16 protein-coding genes are annotated in these 19,405 nt (G+C 57.5%); 9 read left to right on the top strand and 7 right to left on the bottom strand.

The window, feature by feature from the left end:
- Positions 1-276 precede the first annotated feature (276 nt).
- Positions 277-993: a sulfotransferase family 2 domain-containing protein gene (locus V1T76_RS17205; RefSeq protein ID WP_330561986.1), complete on the bottom strand. Its 717-nt coding sequence runs from the start codon at positions 991-993 to the stop codon at positions 277-279.
- A 113-nt stretch (positions 994-1,106) separates the two neighbouring features.
- On the bottom strand, positions 1,107-3,152 hold the full coding sequence (gene parE, locus V1T76_RS17200; protein WP_330561871.1) for a DNA topoisomerase IV subunit B: 2,046 nt from the start codon (positions 3,150-3,152) through the stop codon (positions 1,107-1,109).
- Between the two features lie 587 nt (positions 3,153-3,739).
- On the opposite strand from parE, the gene V1T76_RS17195 reads away from it, so the two are divergent.
- Positions 3,740-4,597: a tetratricopeptide repeat protein gene (locus V1T76_RS17195; protein ID WP_330561985.1), complete on the top strand. Its 858-nt coding sequence runs from the start codon at positions 3,740-3,742 to the stop codon at positions 4,595-4,597.
- A 139-nt stretch (positions 4,598-4,736) separates the two neighbouring features.
- Here the strand turns inward: V1T76_RS17195 and V1T76_RS17190 are convergent, their stop codons facing one another.
- The 3 genes from V1T76_RS17190 to erpA form a co-directional block, all read right to left on the bottom strand.
- Positions 4,737-5,057: a hypothetical protein gene (locus tag V1T76_RS17190; RefSeq protein ID WP_330561870.1), complete on the bottom strand. Its 321-nt coding sequence runs from the start codon at positions 5,055-5,057 to the stop codon at positions 4,737-4,739.
- Between the two features lie 201 nt (positions 5,058-5,258).
- Positions 5,259-6,041 carry an exodeoxyribonuclease III gene (gene xth / locus V1T76_RS17185; protein ID WP_330561869.1) on the bottom strand — a complete coding sequence of 261 codons (783 nt, stop codon included), beginning with the start codon at positions 6,039-6,041 and terminating at the stop codon, positions 5,259-5,261.
- 67 nt (positions 6,042-6,108) lie between these two features.
- Positions 6,109-6,450 (bottom strand): iron-sulfur cluster insertion protein ErpA, encoded by a 342-nt coding sequence (gene erpA, locus V1T76_RS17180; protein WP_330561868.1) that lies wholly within the window; start codon positions 6,448-6,450, stop codon positions 6,109-6,111.
- Positions 6,451-6,604: 154 nt separating this feature from the next.
- On the opposite strand from erpA, the gene V1T76_RS17175 reads away from it, so the two are divergent.
- The 3 genes from V1T76_RS17175 to V1T76_RS17165 all read left to right on the top strand — a co-directional run bounded on the left by V1T76_RS17175 (position 6,605) and on the right by V1T76_RS17165 (position 12,246).
- Complete coding sequence (locus V1T76_RS17175; RefSeq protein ID WP_330561867.1) at positions 6,605-7,822, top strand: deoxyguanosinetriphosphate triphosphohydrolase; 1,218 nt, start codon at positions 6,605-6,607, stop codon at positions 7,820-7,822.
- A gap of 97 nt (positions 7,823-7,919) precedes the next feature.
- On the top strand, positions 7,920-9,689 hold the full coding sequence (gene argS / locus V1T76_RS17170) for an arginine--tRNA ligase (protein ID WP_330561983.1): 1,770 nt from the start codon (positions 7,920-7,922) through the stop codon (positions 9,687-9,689).
- Positions 9,690-10,047: 358 nt separating this feature from the next.
- On the top strand, positions 10,048-12,246 hold the full coding sequence (locus V1T76_RS17165) for an SPOR domain-containing protein (protein ID WP_330561866.1): 2,199 nt from the start codon (positions 10,048-10,050) through the stop codon (positions 12,244-12,246).
- Positions 12,247-12,303: 57 nt separating this feature from the next.
- Here the strand turns inward: V1T76_RS17165 and V1T76_RS17160 are convergent, their stop codons facing one another.
- On the bottom strand, positions 12,304-13,221 hold the full coding sequence (locus V1T76_RS17160) for a LysR family transcriptional regulator (RefSeq protein WP_330561865.1): 918 nt from the start codon (positions 13,219-13,221) through the stop codon (positions 12,304-12,306).
- 132 nt (positions 13,222-13,353) lie between these two features.
- Between V1T76_RS17160 and V1T76_RS17155 the strand changes: the two genes are divergently transcribed.
- Positions 13,354-14,277, top strand: a complete 924-nt coding sequence (locus V1T76_RS17155) for a DMT family transporter (RefSeq protein WP_330561864.1) — start codon at positions 13,354-13,356, stop codon at positions 14,275-14,277.
- Between the two features lie 234 nt (positions 14,278-14,511).
- On the opposite strand, the gene V1T76_RS17150 is transcribed toward V1T76_RS17155, so the two are convergent.
- Complete coding sequence (locus tag V1T76_RS17150) at positions 14,512-15,525, bottom strand: alpha/beta hydrolase (protein WP_330561863.1); 1,014 nt, start codon at positions 15,523-15,525, stop codon at positions 14,512-14,514.
- 117 nt (positions 15,526-15,642) lie between these two features.
- Here V1T76_RS17150 and nagZ point away from each other — a divergent pair, with 117 nt between their 5' ends.
- From nagZ to V1T76_RS17130, 4 genes are read left to right on the top strand one after another with little or no spacing between them, the layout of a single operon-like run.
- Complete coding sequence (nagZ, locus tag V1T76_RS17145; RefSeq protein WP_330561862.1) at positions 15,643-16,662, top strand: beta-N-acetylhexosaminidase; 1,020 nt, start codon at positions 15,643-15,645, stop codon at positions 16,660-16,662.
- An 11-nt stretch (positions 16,663-16,673) separates the two neighbouring features.
- Complete coding sequence (locus V1T76_RS17140) at positions 16,674-17,513, top strand: segregation and condensation protein A (protein ID WP_330561861.1); 840 nt, start codon at positions 16,674-16,676, stop codon at positions 17,511-17,513.
- Entirely contained in the window at positions 17,503-18,210 is a 708-nt protein-coding gene (gene scpB, locus V1T76_RS17135) for an SMC-Scp complex subunit ScpB (RefSeq protein ID WP_330561860.1), read from the top strand. Before V1T76_RS17140 ends, scpB begins: the two co-directional genes overlap by 11 nt.
- Entirely contained in the window at positions 18,210-19,349 is a 1,140-nt protein-coding gene (locus tag V1T76_RS17130; protein WP_330561859.1) for an ABC transporter ATP-binding protein, read from the top strand. The genes scpB and V1T76_RS17130 overlap by 1 nt, the downstream gene beginning before the upstream one ends.
- The last annotated feature ends 56 nt before the right edge of the window (positions 19,350-19,405 follow it).

Below are 19,405 nucleotides of genomic sequence, written 5' to 3'. Positions count from 1 at the left end.
GATTGTTAATCGGCGGCGCCGTGGGAACCGCCGGTGCCAATGTGCGCACACCCTACATTCATGCGCTCAGGTGTCAATGCACTTGAGAGGTAAAATTTCAAGAAAATAGAGTAATTCCGGGTACGATTTGCCATCTCAGTTAATAGTGCAACCAAGTTGGATCATGAAATCGGCTGCAACATCAGTATGCGTTGCCCAAAAAGATGGCGTGACCAAAGGTGTCTGTTTCCGAAAAGTTCGCGTTAACCGGTATTCGATACGTAAAATTGCGCAGCGTCAGGCAGAAAGAGCCGCCGGTTTGTAGAACAGGTCGTAATCCGTCTTGTAGCGGCGCCGGAGCTGCTGAACCAGCCGGTCTTCGGTGAACGACAGCAGCGTTTCCCGCGAAACGAAATTACCCACGTGATACGAGACCCGGTCTTTTGAACGAAGTCTGAGAGAACTCTCGGAGAGAAACTTTGCGAAGGACCGATCGAAATCTTCTAGCTGCAGAACCAGATCGGCTGTCAGCATGCCTTTGTAGGTGAGCGTGGCAGTCTGGCTACGGAAGAGATTGTCCGCTTCCAGGTCGGAAATCGAGGCAACATGGGACACGAATTGCTGTGGTGTCATGTCCTGACTGAACTGCCGTTCTTCGTAATAGGCAGGAAGGGGATCGGAACTCAGAATGACCTTCTCGTAACAATAGGCAAGCCGGTGCATGGGGTTCTGAACCCAGGCGGCAACTTTCATGTCGGGATGGCGGCGCTTGAGTTCCCGTGCCGTCAACAACTCGACATTTCCATGAAAAAGCAGCCGTTCGGTCGCGGCCGCCTTGAGATCAATTCCGGAAAGAGCCGTGAGCTTGTCGGTGCCGGCAAGGCGATGAAGAACCGGACGCAACAACTGAAATGCCGGCTCCGCAATACGAGCGAAGGCAATTTTATGCTTTGGAAAAGCCAGGAAGACATGATTTCGCAATGGGCGAAGCCGTCTATCCAATATCGAATACATCCGGTTTAACATGCTACTTTTCCGACCGGTCAAATAGGCCATGCGGGCAAAACTAATTACACCCGATCCGCCTCCTCAAAAAAAGATTTAGATCAAACTACCCACTGTTGCGTCTAAATATCAAGATCTTCTGCGAATTCAGCGTTGTCTTGAATGAAACGGAAGCGCGCTTCCGGCTTGTTACCCATGAGGCGCTCAACAGTGTCGTTTGTATCCGACACCGCCTCTTCTTCGACAACGACCCTCAGCATTGTGCGCTTGGACGGATCCATTGTCGTTTCTTTCAACTGGGCAGGCAGCATTTCACCCAAGCCCTTGAACCGACCAATCTCCACCTTGGACTTGCCCTTGAAGACGGTCTCCATCAGTTCGTCTTTATGAGCATCGTCGCGTGCATAAAGGGTCTTGCCCCCCTGGCTAAGACGATAGAGGGGAGGGACGGCCAGGAAGAGATGGCCGCCGCGGATCAGCTCGGGCATTTCCCGGTAAAAGAAGGTAATCAAGAGTGAAGCAATGTGGGCGCCGTCGACGTCGGCATCCGTCATGATGACGATCTTTTCGTAGCGCAGGTCGCTTTCCCGGTATTGCGAGCGGGTGCCGCAGCCTAGAGCCTGAATGAGGTCGGCAAGCTGCTGGTTGGCGACGAGCTTGTCTCGTCCGGCATTGGCAACGTTGAGGATCTTGCCGCGCAAGGGCAGGACAGCCTGGTTGGACCGGTTACGCGCCTGTTTGGCAGAGCCACCTGCCGAGTCGCCCTCCACGATAAAGAGCTCGGTTCCATCCGACTGGTTCGCCGAACAGTCGGCAAGCTTGCCGGGAAGACGCAGCTTGCGCACGGCTGTCTTGCGGGCAACGTCCTTTTCCTGGCGGCGGCGCAAGCGCTCGTCGGCGCGGTCTATCACCCATTCCAGAAGCTTGTTTGCCTGGTTGGGGGAAGCCGTCAACCAATGATCGAACGCATCTCGGACGGCCGTTTCCGTAATGCGGGTGGCTTCGTTGGTCGCCAGCTTGTCCTTGGTCTGGCCTACAAACTCGGGCTCGCGAATGAAGACCGACAGCATCCCGCCGGCGGATGTCATCACATCGTCGCCGGTGATGATGGAGGCCTTCTTGTTGTTTGTCAGCTCGCCATATGCCTTCAGGCCGCGCAGCAGCGCGTAACGGAAACCCGCTTCGTGCGTTCCGCCTTCCGGTGTCGGCACGGTGTTACAGTAGGAATTGACGAAGCCGTCGCCGGCATACCAGCTGACGGCCCATTCGACGGAGCCGTGTTTGCCGGCATTGTCGGTGCGGCCGAAAAAGACATCGTCAACGACGCGGCGTTCCTTGGACAGTCGCTCGTTGAGGAAGTCGCGAAGGCCGCCTGGAAAGTGGAAAACGGCCTCGGCCGGTGTTTCGTCCTTTTCCGACAACAGTTCAGGATCGCAGTGCCAGCGGATCTCGACCCCGCCGAAGAGATAGGCCTTCGACCGGGCCATTTTCAAAAGACGACCGGGTGTGAACTTGGCGCCTTTGCCGAAAATCTGCTCGTCCGGCTTGAAACTGACCTGGGTGCCGCGCCTGTTCTGCGTGTCGCCGACATGTTCCAGCGGTCCTTGAGCATGACCACGGCGGAAGATCTGGCGATACAGCTTCCGGCTGCGTGCGACCTCGACGATCAGCACTTCAGAAAGCGCATTGACCACTGAAATGCCGACGCCGTGCAGGCCACCGGAGGTTTCATAGACCTTGCTGTCGAACTTTCCGCCCGCGTGAAGCGTTGTCATGATCACTTCAAGCGCGGACTTGTCCTTGAACTTGGGGTGGGGGTCGACAGGTATGCCGCGACCATTGTCGGTAATCGTCAGGTAGCCATCAGCGGAAAGCGAAACGTCGATCCAGGTCGCATGACCGGCAACCGCCTCGTCCATGGAGTTGTCGATCACCTCGGCAAAGAGATGGTGTAGCGCCTTTTCATCCGTGCCGCCGATATACATGCCTGGCCGGCGCCGGACTGGCTCGAGCCCTTCAAGAACCTCGATGTCGGCAGCGGAATAATCGTCGCTGACCGCGACGGGCGCAACGGGACGCGGCTTTTGCGGAGCAGGGGCGGGCTCGTCACGTGTCATCGGGGCAGCGACCGCCGCGTTGCCTGCAAACAGATCGTCTTTTGCGCTCATTCCGTATCGCCTGATGGGTCTTGGGTCACAGTTTTCACTAACTCAGCGCCGTTACCTACACCGAATCATGCCTCAGTTTGAAGGACAAACATAGAACGGCAAAGGTAATTGGCCAAAAGCCCCCGTTTTCAACAGCCCTCATGGCTGAAAAGCCTTTCTGGCAACACATCATCAACCCGCCTGTGATGAAATACAGGCCTTGAATGGGAGGTGTGGCCACGAAATGTGCCAATTCCGCAACAGTTGCTGACAGAGTCGCTGGCCGGGTCCCGGTTTGCCTCAGTTGCCCCTGTTCGGCCATGTTTGCCCGTCACCCGTTGCGCTAATGTTTGAGACGCCCCGACAGGAAGGCAGCTTCCCTAGCGGGACACCGTCCGGACATAAGAATCAGGAAATTGTCTTAATTCGGCGCCGTATGGCCCAACTTAGGACGAAATGATCGGCCAGTTTAGGCCATTCCGAAACAGTGGATCCTGTGAGCGCGAGCTTCAGGATCGAAGAGACAGCAAATGCGCTTGGCGCGGACAAAAAACAAGAGCGTCCGTCGGGTACCTGTTTCGTTGCCGACGGATAATAGTGTGACTGGGATGCCTAAGAACAGCACAAAGCTTCAACGCATCGGAAAAGCCGGAACCGTGCTCGGTGCGTTGATCCTGATCGGATTGACCGGTCCTGTGGCCGCCTTTGACGGGCAGCCGGCGCCAGCCCGTGCGATTGGACCGACAGACCTTTCCCCGTCTGAAGCCCTGCGGGCAGGGGCCCGTCAATATTATGCCGGCGACAAGGCCGGAGCTCTCGGTTCGCTGCAATATGCCGCCGAAAACGGTCAGCCGATGGCCGCCTGGAAGTTGGGGGAGATGTATGCCTCCGGCGATGGCGTCAAGGAAGACGACCTCAAGGCTTTCGAATATTACAGCCAGATCGTCCGTGAACACGGTGAAGATCGTCCGGATGCACCCGACGCCCCCTTTGTTTCAAGTGCGTTTGTCGCCCTCGGGTCTTATTACCTGAACGGCATAGAAGGCGCTGTACCCAAGAATGAGTCTCGCGCCCGGCAGATTTTCACGCATGCCGCCTCCTATTTCGGCGATGCCGATGCGCAATACGAGCTTGGCCGCATGTACCAGGAAAACAACGGGCGAATGGCTGTTCGCTGGTACAATCTGGCTGCGCTGAAGGGGCATGTCGGGGCCCAGGCCCGGCTTGGTGAAACGCTTTATGCACTCGGAACATCCGACAAGAAAAAAGCGCGTGGCCTGATGTGGATGACAGTTGCGCGGGAACAGGCAAAAGGAACGGATGCGAATTGGATCCATTCCATGCATGAACAGTATTTCGCGGTTTCGCCCGAGCCTGTCAGGCAGATGGCAAGATCCATGGCTGACGGCTGGTTGAAGCAGAACCGTCCGGACATGCTCACCGCACAGCAACTGCCCGCACAATAACCCTCCAAGTGGACTAACCTGGTCCGATTGGAAAGGTGGCGCTTGTTCGGCGCCTCTCACTGGCAGCGAATTGCCAAGCATGCCGCGTAAGGTACGCCGTTTGGCTTCCCTATAGCTGCATGAAACCCAAATTGGGGTCTTAGAGCGTCGCTCTCGCCCACAACGTTTGCTGGATGTTTCCGGAATTGCGGGTGTCGAGGCTGTCGGATGCCGGGCTCTGGTTCTGCGTAAGTGGGCAAGGGGCGTTGCTGATCTGCCACGAGGTGTTGTTCAGCACCATCTCGCAGGTTGCCATCCGCAACCCCGTCGGGCTTTTCAGGCAAATGGATTCACCGATGCCGTATTTTTCACCCTTGTAGCGACAGGTGCAGGAGACATCCTGAGCCATTGCGCTCGCACCGAAACCCAGAGCTTCTACGAAAATCAAACCGGAAAAAACACAGGTGGCGAAGATCGACATACCCCTGCCGGCGACCTTTGTCGTCGCCGGTAAGTGTTGTCCGCATGTCGCCGTCGCGGAAATTGGTCGGCCGAGCGTTATCCCATGATGACAAAAAGCTTACCATGACATCAGCCGACTGCAAGCCTGGTTTTCGCGTTTTGGCAGCATGGACGTGCAAACGCAATCGGTGGCCTTTGCATATTGAGGTCGTAATCAGTCTCAGGCGGCGAGTTTGACCCACACCGGTACGTGGTCCGACGGCTTCTCCCAACCGCGCACATGCTTGTCGATACCGCAGCCGGAGAAACGATCCGTAGCCTGTGGCGACATCAATATGTGATCAATGCGAATGCCGTTGTTCTTCTGCCAGGCACCGGCCTGATAATCCCAGAAAGTGAATGTTTCTGAAGCTTCTGTGCAGGAACGGACGGCTTCGGTGAGACCGAGGTGTGTGAGGGCGCGAAACCGCTGACGGCTTTCTGGTTGAAAGAGCGCGTCTTCCAGCCAGTTTTGAGGGTTCTTGGCGTCAATCGGATCGGGAATGACGTTGTAGTCGCCAAGAAGAAGGAACGGCGTCTCTTCCTCAAGACGCTTTTGTGCATGCGCTATCAGCCGGTCCATCCACTCGAGCTTGTAGGGAAATTTCTCCGTTTTGAGCGGATTGCCGTTCGGAAGATAGAGGCAACCGATTCGAACAGGGCCTTTTTCCGTCGCCAGACTGGCTTCGATGTACCGGGCCTGTTCGTCCGCTTCGTTCCCCGGCAAACCGCGCTGAATTTCGTCTAGCGGGGTCTTGGACAGAAGCGCAACACCGTTGAAGCCCTTTTGCCCGTGCGTCTCGACAGCGTAGCCGAGGTCTTCGAACGGCTGACGAGGAAAGTTCTCATCGACGGATTTGATTTCCTGAAGGCAGGCAACGTCCGGCGAGGCTTCCTTAAGCCACTCCAGAACAGTGTCGATACGTGCCTTGACGCCGTTGATGTTCCAGGTCGCAATTTTCATGAGCGCGGTTGCCTCAACTTTTTGAAACGGCCGGGGCAACCGGCTGAAAACACATATCCAAGCGGGATCAGATCGTAAAACTTGTGCCGCAGCCACATCCGGCAACAGCATTTGGGTTGTTGATCTGAAAAGACTGGCCGATCAGATCGTCCACGAAATCGATTTCCGATCCGCCCATATATTGCAGGGAAATGGAATCGATCAGAACCGTCGCTCCGTTTTTTTCGATCACCAGATCGTCGTCTTCGCGGCTGTCGACCACGTCATATTTATATTGCAGTCCGGAACAGCCGCCACCTTCCACGCTGACGCGCAGCATGCTGCCGTCCGGCTCCTTCGACAAAATCGCAGCAATGCGCTTGGCAGCGCGGTCGCTGACTGTTACGCCAATTTCAAGTGTTTCGGTCATGTTTCACCGACTCGCTCTGTTCCGGCCATATGTGGGAACGTTAAACCTGATTTGTTCAGATAAGTATGTTTTGCGGTCGCTCGCGTCAATGTATTGCCAGCGGCCGAGGGAACGGCAAACACGGACGGGGTCTGTGAAGGATGGCTGGAAACAGATGAAGGCGGATATCGGATTTGGGGGACAGTCACGCGCGATCTATGCGCAAAACCCTCTGGAAAGCCGGGGCAGGCTCTTCCCCGAACCTGACAGCCCGACGCGGACACCCTTCCAGCGGGATCGGGACAGAATTATTCATTCCTCCGCCTTTCGCCGGCTGAAGCATAAGACGCAGGTTTTTGTCTATCACGAAGGCGATCACTTCCGCACACGTCTGACTCATACCATCGAGGTGTCGCAAATTGCGCGCTCGTTGGCACGCGCCCTTCGGCTCGATGAGGATCTGGCGGAGTGCCTGGCTTTGTCACATGACCTTGGACACACTCCGTTTGGCCACGAGGGCGAAGACGTCATGCATGAGTGCATGGCACCCTACGGCGGGTTCGATCACAACGCCCAATCGCTCAGGGTCGTAACGCATCTGGAACAACGCTACGCAGAATTCGATGGCCTTAATCTGGCCTGGGAAACGCTGGAGGGGCTGGTCAAGCACAACGGGCCTTTGATCGACGCCAACGGCGCCCCTCTTGGAAAATTCAAGGGTGGTCAGTTGCCCTTTGCGATCCGCGACTATGCCAAACAGCAGGATCTACTGTTGCACACCTGGCCGAGCGCTGAAGCGCAGGCAGCCGCGATTGCGGACGATATTGCCTATGACGCGCATGACCTGGACGACGGATTGAGGGCGGGCCTGTTCGCGATCGAAGACATGCGTGACGTCCCATTCCTGGCCGATATCCTGGAAGAGGTGGACGGCAAGTATCCCGGTCTCGAGGAAAGCCGCCGTATCCATGAGATCGTCAGGCGGTCGATTACACGCATGGTCGAGGATGTCATTCGCGAGGCCGTGCGCAATCTGAACGAGGTCGCTCCGCAAAGCGTGCAGGAGATTCGCATGGCTGGCCGCTGCCTTGTCGGCTTCTCTCAGGATATGACGGCTGCGGAAAAGGAAGTGAAGCGCTTCCTGTTTGCCAGGGTCTACAGGCATGAAGATGTTCTGGCGGTTCGAAAACTTGTCGCAAGGGTTGTTCGGGATCTTTTCGCGCGGTTCCATGCCGAACCGGACCTGATGCCGAAACCCTGGAACAGCGGCCTTGGCAATCTGAGCGAAACGGAGATCGCGCGGCTCGTTTGCGACTATATCGCCGGTATGACGGACCGATATGCCATTGAGGAGCACCGCAGACTGTTTGACGACACCCCCGATTTGGGGTAGGCGCTGGGGCGACTTTAAAGCCCTGTGGCGCCGAAGGCTTTGCCCTCGCAGCGCGCGGGGGCTTTGTGTTTTAAAACCAAAACCTGACCGGTGTTCTATGAATATCTTCGCGGACTTCACGCAACGCGTCAAAGACGCTCTCCAAGACATTGATCTAAAAGATGCAAACGGAGAGTCGCCAGATCTTTCGCGAGTGGTTGTGGAAGCACCCCGCGACCCGGCTCATGGCGATCTTGCCACCAACGCGGCAATGGTGCTCGCAAAACCGCTCGGCATGAAGCCGCGCGACGTTGCCGAACAGCTTGTCGCCAAGCTGAACGCCGACCCGGAAATCACGGAAACGTCTATTGCCGGACCAGGCTTCATCAACCTGCGCGTGGCCCAGACGGTTTGGCACAGGGTACTGGCCAGCGTTCTTGACGAGGGTATCCGGTTTGGCGCTCAGGAGCGGTCTCCGGCTCCGAAGGTCAACGTTGAATATGTTTCCGCCAATCCTACGGGCCCCATGCACGTGGGCCACATCCGTGGTGCGGTTGTCGGCGACGCCTTGGCGAACATACTGGCATTTGCCGGAAATGATGTGGTCAAGGAATATTACATCAACGATGCCGGCTCTCAGATCGACACGCTGGCACGCAGTGCCTTCCTGCGGTACCGCGAGGCGCTCGGCGAGGAGATTGGCGAGATTCCAGCCGGTCTTTACCCAGGCGATTACCTGAAACCAGTTGGTGAGAAGCTTAAGGCCGAGTTCGGGTCTTCGCTTGCCGACATGGCGGAGCGTGAATGGTTGCCGCTGGTAAAAGAGCGGGCCATTGCCGCCATGCTCGAACTTATCCGGCAGGACCTGGCCGCGCTCGGTGTCGAGCATGAAGTGTTCTATTCCGAAAGAACCCTGCATGACCGGGGCGAAGGCAATGGGTCCAAGATCGATCACATGCTCGAAACGCTTCGGAACAAGGGCCTGATCTACGAAGGAACGCTGCCGCCACCAAAGGGGCAGGTACCAGACGATTGGGAAGATCGCGAGCAGACACTTTTCCGGGCGAGCGATTTCGGCGACGACACCGATCGTGCCCTGAAGAAATCCGACGGTTCCTACACCTATTTCGCTGCCGATGTTGCCTATTTCCAGGACAAGTTCGAGCGCGGATTCACCGAAACGATCTACGTGCTGGGCGCCGATCATGGCGGTTACGCAAAACGCCTGCAGGCAGTCGGCAAGGCGATCTCGGACGGCAAGACGGAAGTTGTGGTCCGGTTCTGTCAGCTTGTGAAGCTGATGCGAGACGGCGAGCCGGTGAAGATGTCGAAGCGTTCCGGTGATTTCATCACACTGCGCGAAGTCGTCGATGAAGTCGGGCCGGACGCGGTTCGTTTCATGATGCTGTTCCGCAAGAATGACGCGCCGCTGGACTTCGACTTCAAAAAAGTCACGGAACAGTCGAAAGACAATCCGGTCTTCTACGTTCAATACGGACACGCGCGTTGCTGTTCGGTGCTGAGGCAGGCGGCTGATGAACTCAAGGAAGCAGGCTTTGCGGTCGAGGACCTCGCCGACGCCGATTTCTCACTGCTGGACGACGTGGGCGAGCAGGAGCTGTTCGCCAAGATGGCCGAATGGCCAAAAGTGGTAGAAGCAGCCGCCGAAACACATGAACCGCACAGAATTGCATTTTATCTACATGAACTCGCCAGTTCTTTGCACGGCCATTGGAATAAAGGCTACGAATTGCCTCATTTACGTTTTATTCAGGCCGGTAACTTGAAATTAACCCTAGCGCGTCTTGCTTTGGTTCGTGCAGTATCTTTGGTGCTCGCTTCAGGTCTAACGATTCTCGGCGTGAATGCTCCTGAAGAAATGCGCTAGTTTTAATGGCCGCTGGGGACGAATTCACCGTTCATCAGCGACTTGAAGTGGACCGGTTTTCGTAAAGCTCATGTCACAAGACTACGAAACAAAGCGATCAGATTTGCGCGCCTCGCAAAACGAGGCGGACAGCAAACGGCCGGCCGCGGAGGATCCGCTGGTTGAATTGGCGCGGATTGTCCACAAGAACAAGCAATCGGGGGCAAATGTGAGCAGCGGCCGCGTTGGTAGTACAGATTATTTTGCGGGGCTGGATGATGTCGCGGGTGATGAACCCGCAAAATCCACCCCAGCGCCGTCGCGCATCGAACCATCCTTTTCAAGCCTGCGACCGGTATCGAACACACCTGCGTCGAACGTGGGCGACACAACCGCTGAAGAGCCGGACGTAGCATCTGGCGCTTCAACGAGCGACTTTTACGGGGCAACGCCGTCTACCGGCTACGAGCAGTCTTTCGAGACGGATAAGCATATGCAGGTACCGCCGGTCACGCCGTCGTCGCATGTGTCGTCACTTTGGCCAAGCCAGCCGTTACAGGTTCAGCCCGGGCAGGGGCTGGAAAGCACACAGCCCGATCCAGTTGAGCATGTGGTTCAGTTTCGTGCGCCGCAGGCGCCTGCAGTGCAGGTAGAGCCTGAAGCGGCCAACGACAAATCCTATCTCGCTCCTTCAGTCGCTCTGGACCTTGAGCAGAATCTGACCGCTGAGCTGGAAGACGAACTGATCGGTGCATTGCGCCAGTCCGTCGACGAAACCCAACCGGCAGTTCAACCGAATGTAAGTTTCAAAGGCGAAGCACCAGACGCTGCACCCGTCGAACAGCAGACGCGGTTTCGCGAGCATGAGAAATCGGAACCTGCCGTTTCTGACAGCCTTACCCGGGCGGGTCAGATGACCGAAGCCCCGACCTTGTCTTCCGGTTCTGCATTTGCCGCAACAACAACACCAGCTCCTGAAGAATCGGCGCGGCCGACTGGAGACTATCGTGTCGGTGGTGTTCGGCACGACGAGCCTGCTTCTTCCTCTTCCGCAGAAGTGGAAACACCGATCGTAGCACAGAGCTATCAGCAGCCGGTGACGAGCCAGCGCCCGCAGATCGACGAGAATGATTTCTTCGCTGCGCTTAACCCTGTCCAGTCAGAGCCTGTGTCAGGTGTTTCTGAACCTGAAACGGAGAAGGCCGGGGATCCAGCTGGTATAGACGCTCTGTTTGCCGATCTCGATTTCCCGGCTCCAACGGCGCGAAAACCCGTCAGCTCCTCCAACGATTCAACCGTCCAGAACACGCCTGAAGAGGAACCTGATCTGGATGACATGACGTGGCCGGCTGCTGCCGCTGCCGTTCCTCAGGCCGATGACGACGAGACGCCGCCGCCGCCGGAAGGCTACGATCTGGATGCCGTTGCACGGGCGATGCAGGAAAGTGATCCTAGCCTTACCGGCGCAGGCGTTCTGCCGCCCCATTCGCCCGCGGAACGAAACGCAGTGCCTCAGGGTGGTGAAAAGTCGCGTAAGGGCTTGTTCGTTGCCGCCGGTGTTCTTGGAGTGGCCGTTTTGGGTGGCGCTGGTTTCTTTCTGTTCGACAGCGATGCCGTCCCGGTCCCCAGTGGTCCGCCGCCGATCATCAGCGGTTTGCAGGAACCTCTCAAGGTCTATCCGGAGCAGACTCAGGACACAGCGAGCGATCAGGCCGGCAAACTAATTTATGACCGGGTTGATGGAACAGGTGTCGCTGGACCCGACAGGCTCATTCCGACGGAATCTCCGCAGCTTGCTGAGTTGCCGCCGGCGCCCGTGGGCACAAGTGCTGACGCCGATCTTGTTCCCGGAACACCGAAACGGGTGAGAACGGTGGTCGTACGACCGGATGGAACCATTATTCCGGAAGGCGAAGAACCTGCTGTCGCAACGCCGGCACAGCCGCAACCGGCTACTCCAGTTGAAGCTGATGCCGCTTCTGGTGATGAAGGATCCCAGGTGGTCACGACGTCGCCTGTCGTTACCGGTGCTGATGTCGCGCCCGCCGAACCTGCGGATGTCGCACCGGCTCTGCCTGATACGCCTGCAATCGTGACCGGTGCCGACGTTGCACCGGAGCCGGCTGCAAGTGAGCCTGTAGCGCCAGTGCCTTCAGTTGTGCCGCGTAAGAAGCCGGATGCGCCGGTCCAGGTGGCCAGTGCGCCGCCGGCAGCCACAGCTCCGCAAAATGATCGTCCGCTCAATCTGACGCAACAGGCACCAGCTCCGGCAACTGCTGCGCCTGCAACGCCTGCACCTGTCGCCAGCACTTCCGGAAGCATTCCGGCAGGTACCTACATCGTACAGGTGACTTCCCAGCGCTCGGAAGCGGCGGCCAAAGATGCCTACTCCGGACTTCAGCGGCGCTTCCCGGGTGTTCTGGGTAACCGGAACGCGGTAATCGTTGCCGCTACCGTTGAAGACAGGGGCGTATTCTACCGGGCAAGAATCCCGACCGCTTCTCGTGATGAAGCGATCAGCTTGTGTGAAAGCCTTCAGGCTGCCGGTGGTGATTGCTTCGTGCGCAGACAGCCGTGACGGTGAGAAGTTAACAGCAATAGAAATTTCAGAAACGGCCGGGATTTCCCGGCCGTTTCATTCTGCGGCGACAACAGGTTTGTCCAGCTGCGTGCCACGCAATTGCGGCCCCATCTGGTGGAAGACCTCAGCAATCGCATCCATCGCCTTGCGGACGGCAGGCTCTCTGCGCAGATCCCGATGGACGATGATATGCTCGACGTTCGTGAGCTCCGGAAGCGGCTCGGTTAGTCTGACCAGCTCGCGATTGCTGTCTCCCATGAAAACCGGCAGAAGACACAGTCCGGCACCTGACGCTGTCATGTTCATGAGCGTGGTCATGGTGTTAGAGCGCAGTGTGGGCATTTGCGGCAGCCGGGTTTCCAGCCAGCGCATTTGAGCCGGATACCATAGGTCGTCCGGTGCAAAGCCGAGCCAGGCGCACAGCTTGTAGCGGTCAACGGTTCTGGCTGCCGGATGGTTTGCAACATAATCGGTTGAACCATAGACCGCATAGGCTAACTCACCGATTTTCCGGGCAATCAACGTGTCGGTTTCCGGCAGGCAGTTGCGGATCTGAAGTTCGATACTGCGTGACTGATGATTGACATGCTGATGGCTCGAGATCAGTTCCAGTTCCACACCGTCAAGCAAACTGGCAAGCACGTCGAACCGGTCAGTCAGGACGCGCGCGCGAACTTCGTCCACGGCGACCCGCACAACCTTCAACGCCGAGCCCGATAGATCAGGCAGGATCCGTGCCGCCGCCTCGGCTTTCTTGCGCATGTCCTCCGCAAGTGGGATGAGACGCACACCGGCATCCGTCGGTTTCAGACCGGTAGGGGTCCGGTCGAAAAGCCGCGCACCGATGCGGTCTTCGAAGCTTTTCAGCCGTCGGCTCAGTTGCGGTTGGCTGATGTCCAGCGCCTTGGCTGCTCCCGAGAGCGAACGCATGCGCGCAGCAGCATCGACAAGTTTCAGATCGTCCCAGTTCATGGGAGGGTTATACCAATCTACAGACCTGACGACAATGCAATGCGTTTCCGCATACCCGTTATTGGAATTTCAGGACTGATCCTGGCGACGCGTCGGTGATAAGACTAGACCGAAATTACCTGGATCCGATCGATGTCGCAGAACTCAATCTATCACCGTCCGGAAAACACCTTGCTCGCTCTGGCGCTGGCACTTGCCGGCATGACTGCCTTCACGCCGATCTTTGCCGCCGGCAAGTTGTCAGGAGGGTTGCTGCCGGTTGCTGTGCTGGTATGGCTTCGATTCCTGGGCGGGGCTGCAACAATCGTGAGTGTTGCGACCGTCAAGCGGGTTCCGGTTTTCACGCGTTTAAGCCCGCTCTGGAAACTCCATCTCATGCGCTCCTTCTGCGGCGTTGGCGGGCTTGCCTGTTCGATCTATGCCGCCAGCGTGTTGCCGCTGGCGGATGCAACAGCGATCGGCCTGACAAAAGGCATCATCGCTATCGTTTTGGCTGGTCTGATCCTCAAGGAAGTGATAACGGGCCGTCACTGGGTCGCAGGTGTGTTGTGCGCCGCTGGCGCGTATCTTGTGGTTCGGTCGGCAGAAACGGGCGCAGGTTATGACGACCTCGCTCTTACAGGCGTCGTCACGGCTCTTCTGGGAGCCATCTTCATGGCCTGTGAAGCCCTGATCATGCGCTATATCGCACAACGTGAAGATACCATCACCATACTGGCCTATGTGAATGTTTTCGCTGCCATTCTGTTGAGCGGACCGGTGCTGTGGCTGATCGTCAAGGATGGTATTGCCTGGCAGAACCTGCTTTTGTTCGCCTGGATGGGACCGCTGGCAATCGTTGGCCAGTCGCTGAACATCTCCGCTTACAGGCGAGCAGGGGCGGCCACGTTGGCACCGGTCTACTACGGCACCGTATTACTTTCCGCTGCGTTCGGTTTTGCGGTCTGGGGCGAAATACCAACGCGCATCGCGGTACTTGGTGCTGTGCTTATCATCGCCGGTGGAGCGGTTCTCACTTTGCCGAATCCGTTTCGCAAAATCCGCCAAGCCTCCTGAGTGGCCCGAAAGTCGTGCCCCAGGCCAACTGCTTCGACTGCCTTTGTCATTCCCGCGAAACCAGAACTCCACAAGGTAAGCCAAGCTTAAAAAGCAAACTCATGAGGTTACTGGGCCGCCGCTTTCGAGCGGATGACACCTGTTAAGGGCGCTCGGTCATGACAGAAACCACGACAACGGCGCTCTTAGACTTTTTCGGACCAGGCTCTGAGGGGCCTGGTCGCTTTCATTCCCTCAGTTACTGAGTTTTTCCGCCAGAAACGGCAGGCTTTCATCCATCCGATAGTCTACCGACGAATGATTGTCGCTGAACTCCTGATAGACGTGGTCAACACCGGCGTCGGTCAGTTTCCGGTGGAGGCGCCGAGCGCCATAAACAAGGTTGTACTGGTCCACATCACCGCACTCGATCCAGAGTCCTTTCAGGGATTTCAGCGCATCGATGTGATCATCAACGATCTGCACCGGGTCCCATTTCAGCCAGGCGTTCCAGCGCTCGTCAATCACCTCACAGGTTTCCGGGTCGACCGGCAGCCGGATACCGCAAAAGACTTCCGGGTCTGGATCGGGATCGTAGGTTGCCGCCATCGCAAAGGTCATCAGGTCGTGCAGTGAATTGCCCGGATATTTCGGTCCCTTTTCGAAATCCCTGACAAAAGCTTCGATCGAGCCGGCCTTGGCGATCGCTCTCAACGCGCTCGGCATTTCAGGCAGGTAGCACAGCTCAAATGCCATGTCCCCGGAATGGCAGGCTGCGGCGGACCAGACGTCGGCGTGTTTCATGGCTTGAATAATCGCACCATAGCCGCCGGATGACTTGCCGAAGATACCGCGTTTGCCGGCGCCGCCACACTTGAAGCGACCCTCGACATCCTCCAGCATTTCGGTTGTCAGCCAGGTTGCCCAGGGCCCCATGGCGTCACTGTCGATATACTGATTTCCGCCAAGGCGCGTGAAACAGTCGGGAAAGGCGACGGCGACAGGCGGCATCTGGCCGTCATGAATGAGCCTGTCGAGCCGTTCGGGAACATTCTCCCCGAAATTCTTCCAGTTGGTATGCGCCGGACCACCGGCGGTAAAGCCGACGATATCCACCAAAAGCGGCAACCCGCTGCCGTCGTGACCATGCGGCGTATAGACGTGGATCTCACGCGTCGCCGTATCGCCCAGCCTGTTTCTTCCAAGAATTTCAGATCTATGGGAAAAACGGTGCAGGGTGCCGGCCGGTATGTCGAGACGCGCGCGCATGGGGGCTCCAATCAGATCTGGGGACATGGCCGTCTAGATTGCAAGATCGTGACAAGCGCGCAAGGGGCGATGCTTGCATTTCTTGACGGGTCCCGGCGCTGCGGCTAAGCCGGATCCATGACCAAAGCCTTCGTATCCGGATGTGCCGGACTGACCCTGACAAGATCCGAAATCGATTTTTTTCGGCAGGAAGACCCCTGGGGACTGATCCTGTTCGCGCGCAACATTGATACGCCGCAGCAGGTCAGGGAGCTCACCGCAGCATTCCGGGAAGCCGTCGGCCGCGAGGATGCTCCTGTTCTTGTGGATCAGGAAGGAGGAAGGGTGCAGCGGTTGAAACCGCCCCACTGGCCCAAGTATCCCGCACCGAAAACATATGGCGATCTGTACGACCAGGACGCAGCAGCAGGACAAAGGGCTGCCTGGCTTGCCGGACGCCTGATCGCCGATGATCTCTACCACGTCGGCATCACCGTTGATTGCCTGCCGTGTCTTGATGTCAGGTTTCCTGACACTGTCGATGCCATTGGCGACAGGGCGTTTTCGCAAGACCCTGAAGTGGTGGCAACCCTGGGCAAGGCGATGGCGGAAGGGTCTCTGGCAGGCGGCGTTCTGCCGGTGATCAAACATATTCCCGGTCATGGCCGCGCACGTGTCGACAGCCATCTGGAGCTTCCCCGTGTCGAAGCTGCCATTTCTTCTTTGGAAAGCGTCGATTTCCGGCCGTTCAAGGCGCTTTCTGACGTGTCATTGGGGATGACAGCCCATATTGTGTACGAAGGGATAGATCCGGACACAGCAGGGACGCAGAGCGCGAAAGTCATTCAGGAGATCATCAGGGGCGAGATCGGATTCGACGGTTGCCTGATGAGTGATGATATCTCCATGAAGGCGCTCGGAGGCAGTTTTGAGGATCGGTCCGGCAAGATCATCGAGGCGGGGTGTGACATCGTTTTGCACTGCAATGGTGATATGGATGAGATGATCGCAGTCGCGAAGGTTGTTCCCGAGCTTGCGGGGGAAGCCATGCGGCGATGCGAGAAGGCCTTGAGCGGTATCCAGGTTCCCGATCTGGAATTTGACAGGCTCGCGGCCTTTGAAGAATTTCACACCTTGACCGGTTGGCAGGGCGTTTGACCGGAGCGGCAATGGCGGAAATGGAAAACAGCACGACGAGACAGGAAGACGGCTCCTTCGATCTCCTCAGTTCTGTCAGCACTCCGGAAGAACGGGCCAGTTCCGATCCGCAGCTTGTTGTCGATGTGGAAGGATTCGAAGGCCCTCTTGATCTACTGCTGGGCCTGGCGCGAACGCAAAAGGTCGACCTTGCGCGTATCTCCATTCTCGAACTCGTCGAACAATATCTGTCCTTCGTGGCCGAAGCCCGCAGGATGAGACTGGAACTGGCCGCAGATTATCTGGTCATGGCCGCATGGCTTGCCTTCCTGAAATCCAAACTGTTGCTGCCCGAGCAGAAGAACGATGACGAACCGACCGGTGAGGAACTTGCTGCGGCCCTCGCTTTCCGTCTTCGGCGCCTGGAGGCGATGCGTGAGGTTTCAGAGAGGCTCCTGACGCGCAACAGGCAGGGCAGGGACGTTTTCCATCGCGGTGAACCTGAAACCATGTCGGTGCAGCACAAAAGCATCTGGGACGCCTCCATCTACGACCTGCTGTCTGCATACGCCACGCAGCGCCAGCGGCAATCCGTAACTTCTGTGCGCGTCTTGCGCAGGACTGTCTGGTCGTTGCAGGAGGCGCGCGAGTTGCTCACCAAGCTTGTCGGACGGATCGGCGAATGGGCGCCGATGAACGCTTATTTGCGCGACTATCTTTACGACAACAAGGATTGGGCGACGATTGTCGCAAGCACCTTCAGCGCCAGTCTGGAGATGGTGCGGGAAGGACAGGTTGAAATCCGCCAGGGCGAGCCCTTCTCGCCGGTCTATATCCGCGCCGTCATAAAGGAGCCGGATCATGGCGTCTGAATTCGATCTTTTACAGGAAGACGAAGAGGAGCCTGCTGTCGGCCCAAAGCCGATGGATCCATCAGGCTTGCGCATGGTCGAAGCGCTGCTGTTTGCGTCGTCCGAGCCTCTTTCCCTTGAAGAGCTGACTTTACGTCTGCCAGAAGGCACCGATGTGCTGACCCTTCTGGAGGAGTTGCAGGTCACCTATGCGCCGAGAGGCGTCAATCTGGTGAAGGTTGCCGGCAAATGGTGTTTTCGGACCGCCGAGGATCTTGCATATTTGATGCATCGGAACGTGGAAGAGCAGCGCAAATTGTCGCGCGCTGCTCTCGAAACACTGGCAATCATTGCCTATCACCAGCCGGTCACACGCGCCGAGATTGAAGAGATCCGGGGCGTGTCCACGTCCAAGGGAACGCTTGACGTTTTGCTTGAAACGACCTGGATCCGAATGCGTGGACGCCGCAGAACACCGGGCCGCCCCGTCACATACGGGACGACCGATCAGTTCCTGATCCATTTCGGTCTGGAGAACGTCAGGGACCTGCCGGGTCTGGAGGAACTGAAGGGAGCAGGACTGCTGGACAGCGCTGTGCCGGCCTCGTTCCTCGTGCCGACGCCCAATGACGATACCGCATTGACGGAAGACGAGGATCCTCTAGAAGACGGGTCTCTGTTTGACGATGATGAAGCGGACGAGACCGCCGGATCCTGATGCCTGATCGCAAGAAGCCGACTTCAACCAACGGCAGCGGCCATCCGCTGAGCTGGGGTGCACCCGGAACCGCCGGTGCAACAATTGCGGCCGGCCTCGTCTTTGAGAACGTGTCTCACGACTACGATGGTGTCACGTCTGTTCAGGACCTCAGCCTGTCCATTGCACCGGGCGAGATCCTGTGTCTTCTCGGACATTCCGGCTGTGGCAAGACCACTTTGATGCGCATTGCCGCAGGCGTTGAGCGTCAGAGCAAGGGAAGGGTTCTGATCAATGGCCGGGAAATTGCCGGCGATGCACTGTTCCTGCCGCCCGAAAAACGTGGCGTTGGATTGATGTTCCAGGACTACGCGCTCTTTCCGCACATGAGCATCCTGGCAAATGTCATGTTTGGCCTCACCAACATGCCGAAGCGCGAAGCCCAGACTGCGGCCTTGAGTGCGCTCGGACGCGTCGGTCTGGCCGATTATGCGTCTGACTATCCGCATGCGCTGTCCGGCGGCGAGCAGCAGCGTGTCGCGCTGGCGCGCGCGCTTGTACCCCGGCCTGGAATTCTCCTGATGGACGAACCTTTTTCCGGACTCGACAAGCGGCTGCGGGACAATGTGCGCGATGAAACGCTGGCGGTTATTCGCGAAACCCGTGCGACGTGCATCATTGTGACCCACGATCCGGAAGAAGCGATGCGCATGGGTGACAGGATCGCCCTGATGCGGCAAGGACGTCTGGTGCAACATGGAACGGCAGCGGACCTCTACAAGGCGCCTGTAGATCTTTTTGCCGCCAGGTTCTTCTCCGAATTGAACCAGCTCGAAGGTGTTGTGACGTCGGCGGGGGTCGAAACGCCGGTGGGCGTGCTGGCCTCGGATGGCTTATCCACCGGGCAAAAGGTGGACGTTTGTGTGCGCCCGCAGGGCATTATTCTGAATAATGCGGGTTTATGCGGCGTTCCGGGAAGAATTCGTTCGAAACGATTCGTCGGCGAGGTCGATTTGTTGTCTATTGCTATAGACGGGCTCAATCATCCCCTTCAGGCAAGGGTTCGTGCGGGGAGCCCCTGGGAACGCGGAATGGACGTTGCCGTCACGACTGATCCGAAAGACGTGCTTGTTTTTCCGCGTGTACAGTCCCAAGTCTAGTGGGAGGGCAACTTAACCTTCTGTCTAGGTGATCGAAAACAAATAGACTGGCATGT

The organism is Roseibium sp. FZY0029, assembly GCF_036350355.1.
GTDB lineage: Bacteria > Pseudomonadota > Alphaproteobacteria > Rhizobiales > Stappiaceae > Roseibium.
This window is presented reverse-complemented; position numbering and strand designations above follow the sequence as displayed.

Excerpts from the sequence above, each read along its gene's own strand:
- V1T76_RS17205 (WP_330561986.1), bottom strand. The coding sequence starts at position 993 with ATGTATTCGATATTGGATAGACGGCTTCGCCCATTGCGAAATCATGTC.
- parE (WP_330561871.1), bottom strand. The coding sequence starts at position 3,152 with ATGAGCGCAAAAGACGATCTGTTTGCAGGCAACGCGGCGGTCGCTGCC.
- V1T76_RS17195 (WP_330561985.1), top strand. The coding sequence starts at position 3,740 with ATGCCTAAGAACAGCACAAAGCTTCAACGCATCGGAAAAGCCGGAACC.
- V1T76_RS17190 (WP_330561870.1), bottom strand. The coding sequence starts at position 5,057 with ATGTCGATCTTCGCCACCTGTGTTTTTTCCGGTTTGATTTTCGTAGAA.
- xth (WP_330561869.1), bottom strand. The coding sequence starts at position 6,041 with ATGAAAATTGCGACCTGGAACATCAACGGCGTCAAGGCACGTATCGAC.
- erpA (WP_330561868.1), bottom strand. The coding sequence starts at position 6,450 with ATGACCGAAACACTTGAAATTGGCGTAACAGTCAGCGACCGCGCTGCC.
- V1T76_RS17175 (WP_330561867.1), top strand. The coding sequence starts at position 6,605 with ATGAAGGCGGATATCGGATTTGGGGGACAGTCACGCGCGATCTATGCG.
- argS (WP_330561983.1), top strand. The coding sequence starts at position 7,920 with ATGAATATCTTCGCGGACTTCACGCAACGCGTCAAAGACGCTCTCCAA.
- V1T76_RS17160 (WP_330561865.1), bottom strand. The coding sequence starts at position 13,221 with ATGAACTGGGACGATCTGAAACTTGTCGATGCTGCTGCGCGCATGCGT.
- V1T76_RS17155 (WP_330561864.1), top strand. The coding sequence starts at position 13,354 with ATGTCGCAGAACTCAATCTATCACCGTCCGGAAAACACCTTGCTCGCT.
- V1T76_RS17150 (WP_330561863.1), bottom strand. The coding sequence starts at position 15,525 with ATGCGCGCGCGTCTCGACATACCGGCCGGCACCCTGCACCGTTTTTCC.
- nagZ (WP_330561862.1), top strand. The coding sequence starts at position 15,643 with ATGACCAAAGCCTTCGTATCCGGATGTGCCGGACTGACCCTGACAAGA.
- V1T76_RS17140 (WP_330561861.1), top strand. The coding sequence starts at position 16,674 with ATGGCGGAAATGGAAAACAGCACGACGAGACAGGAAGACGGCTCCTTC.
- scpB (WP_330561860.1), top strand. The coding sequence starts at position 17,503 with ATGGCGTCTGAATTCGATCTTTTACAGGAAGACGAAGAGGAGCCTGCT.
- V1T76_RS17130 (WP_330561859.1), top strand. The coding sequence starts at position 18,210 with ATGCCTGATCGCAAGAAGCCGACTTCAACCAACGGCAGCGGCCATCCG.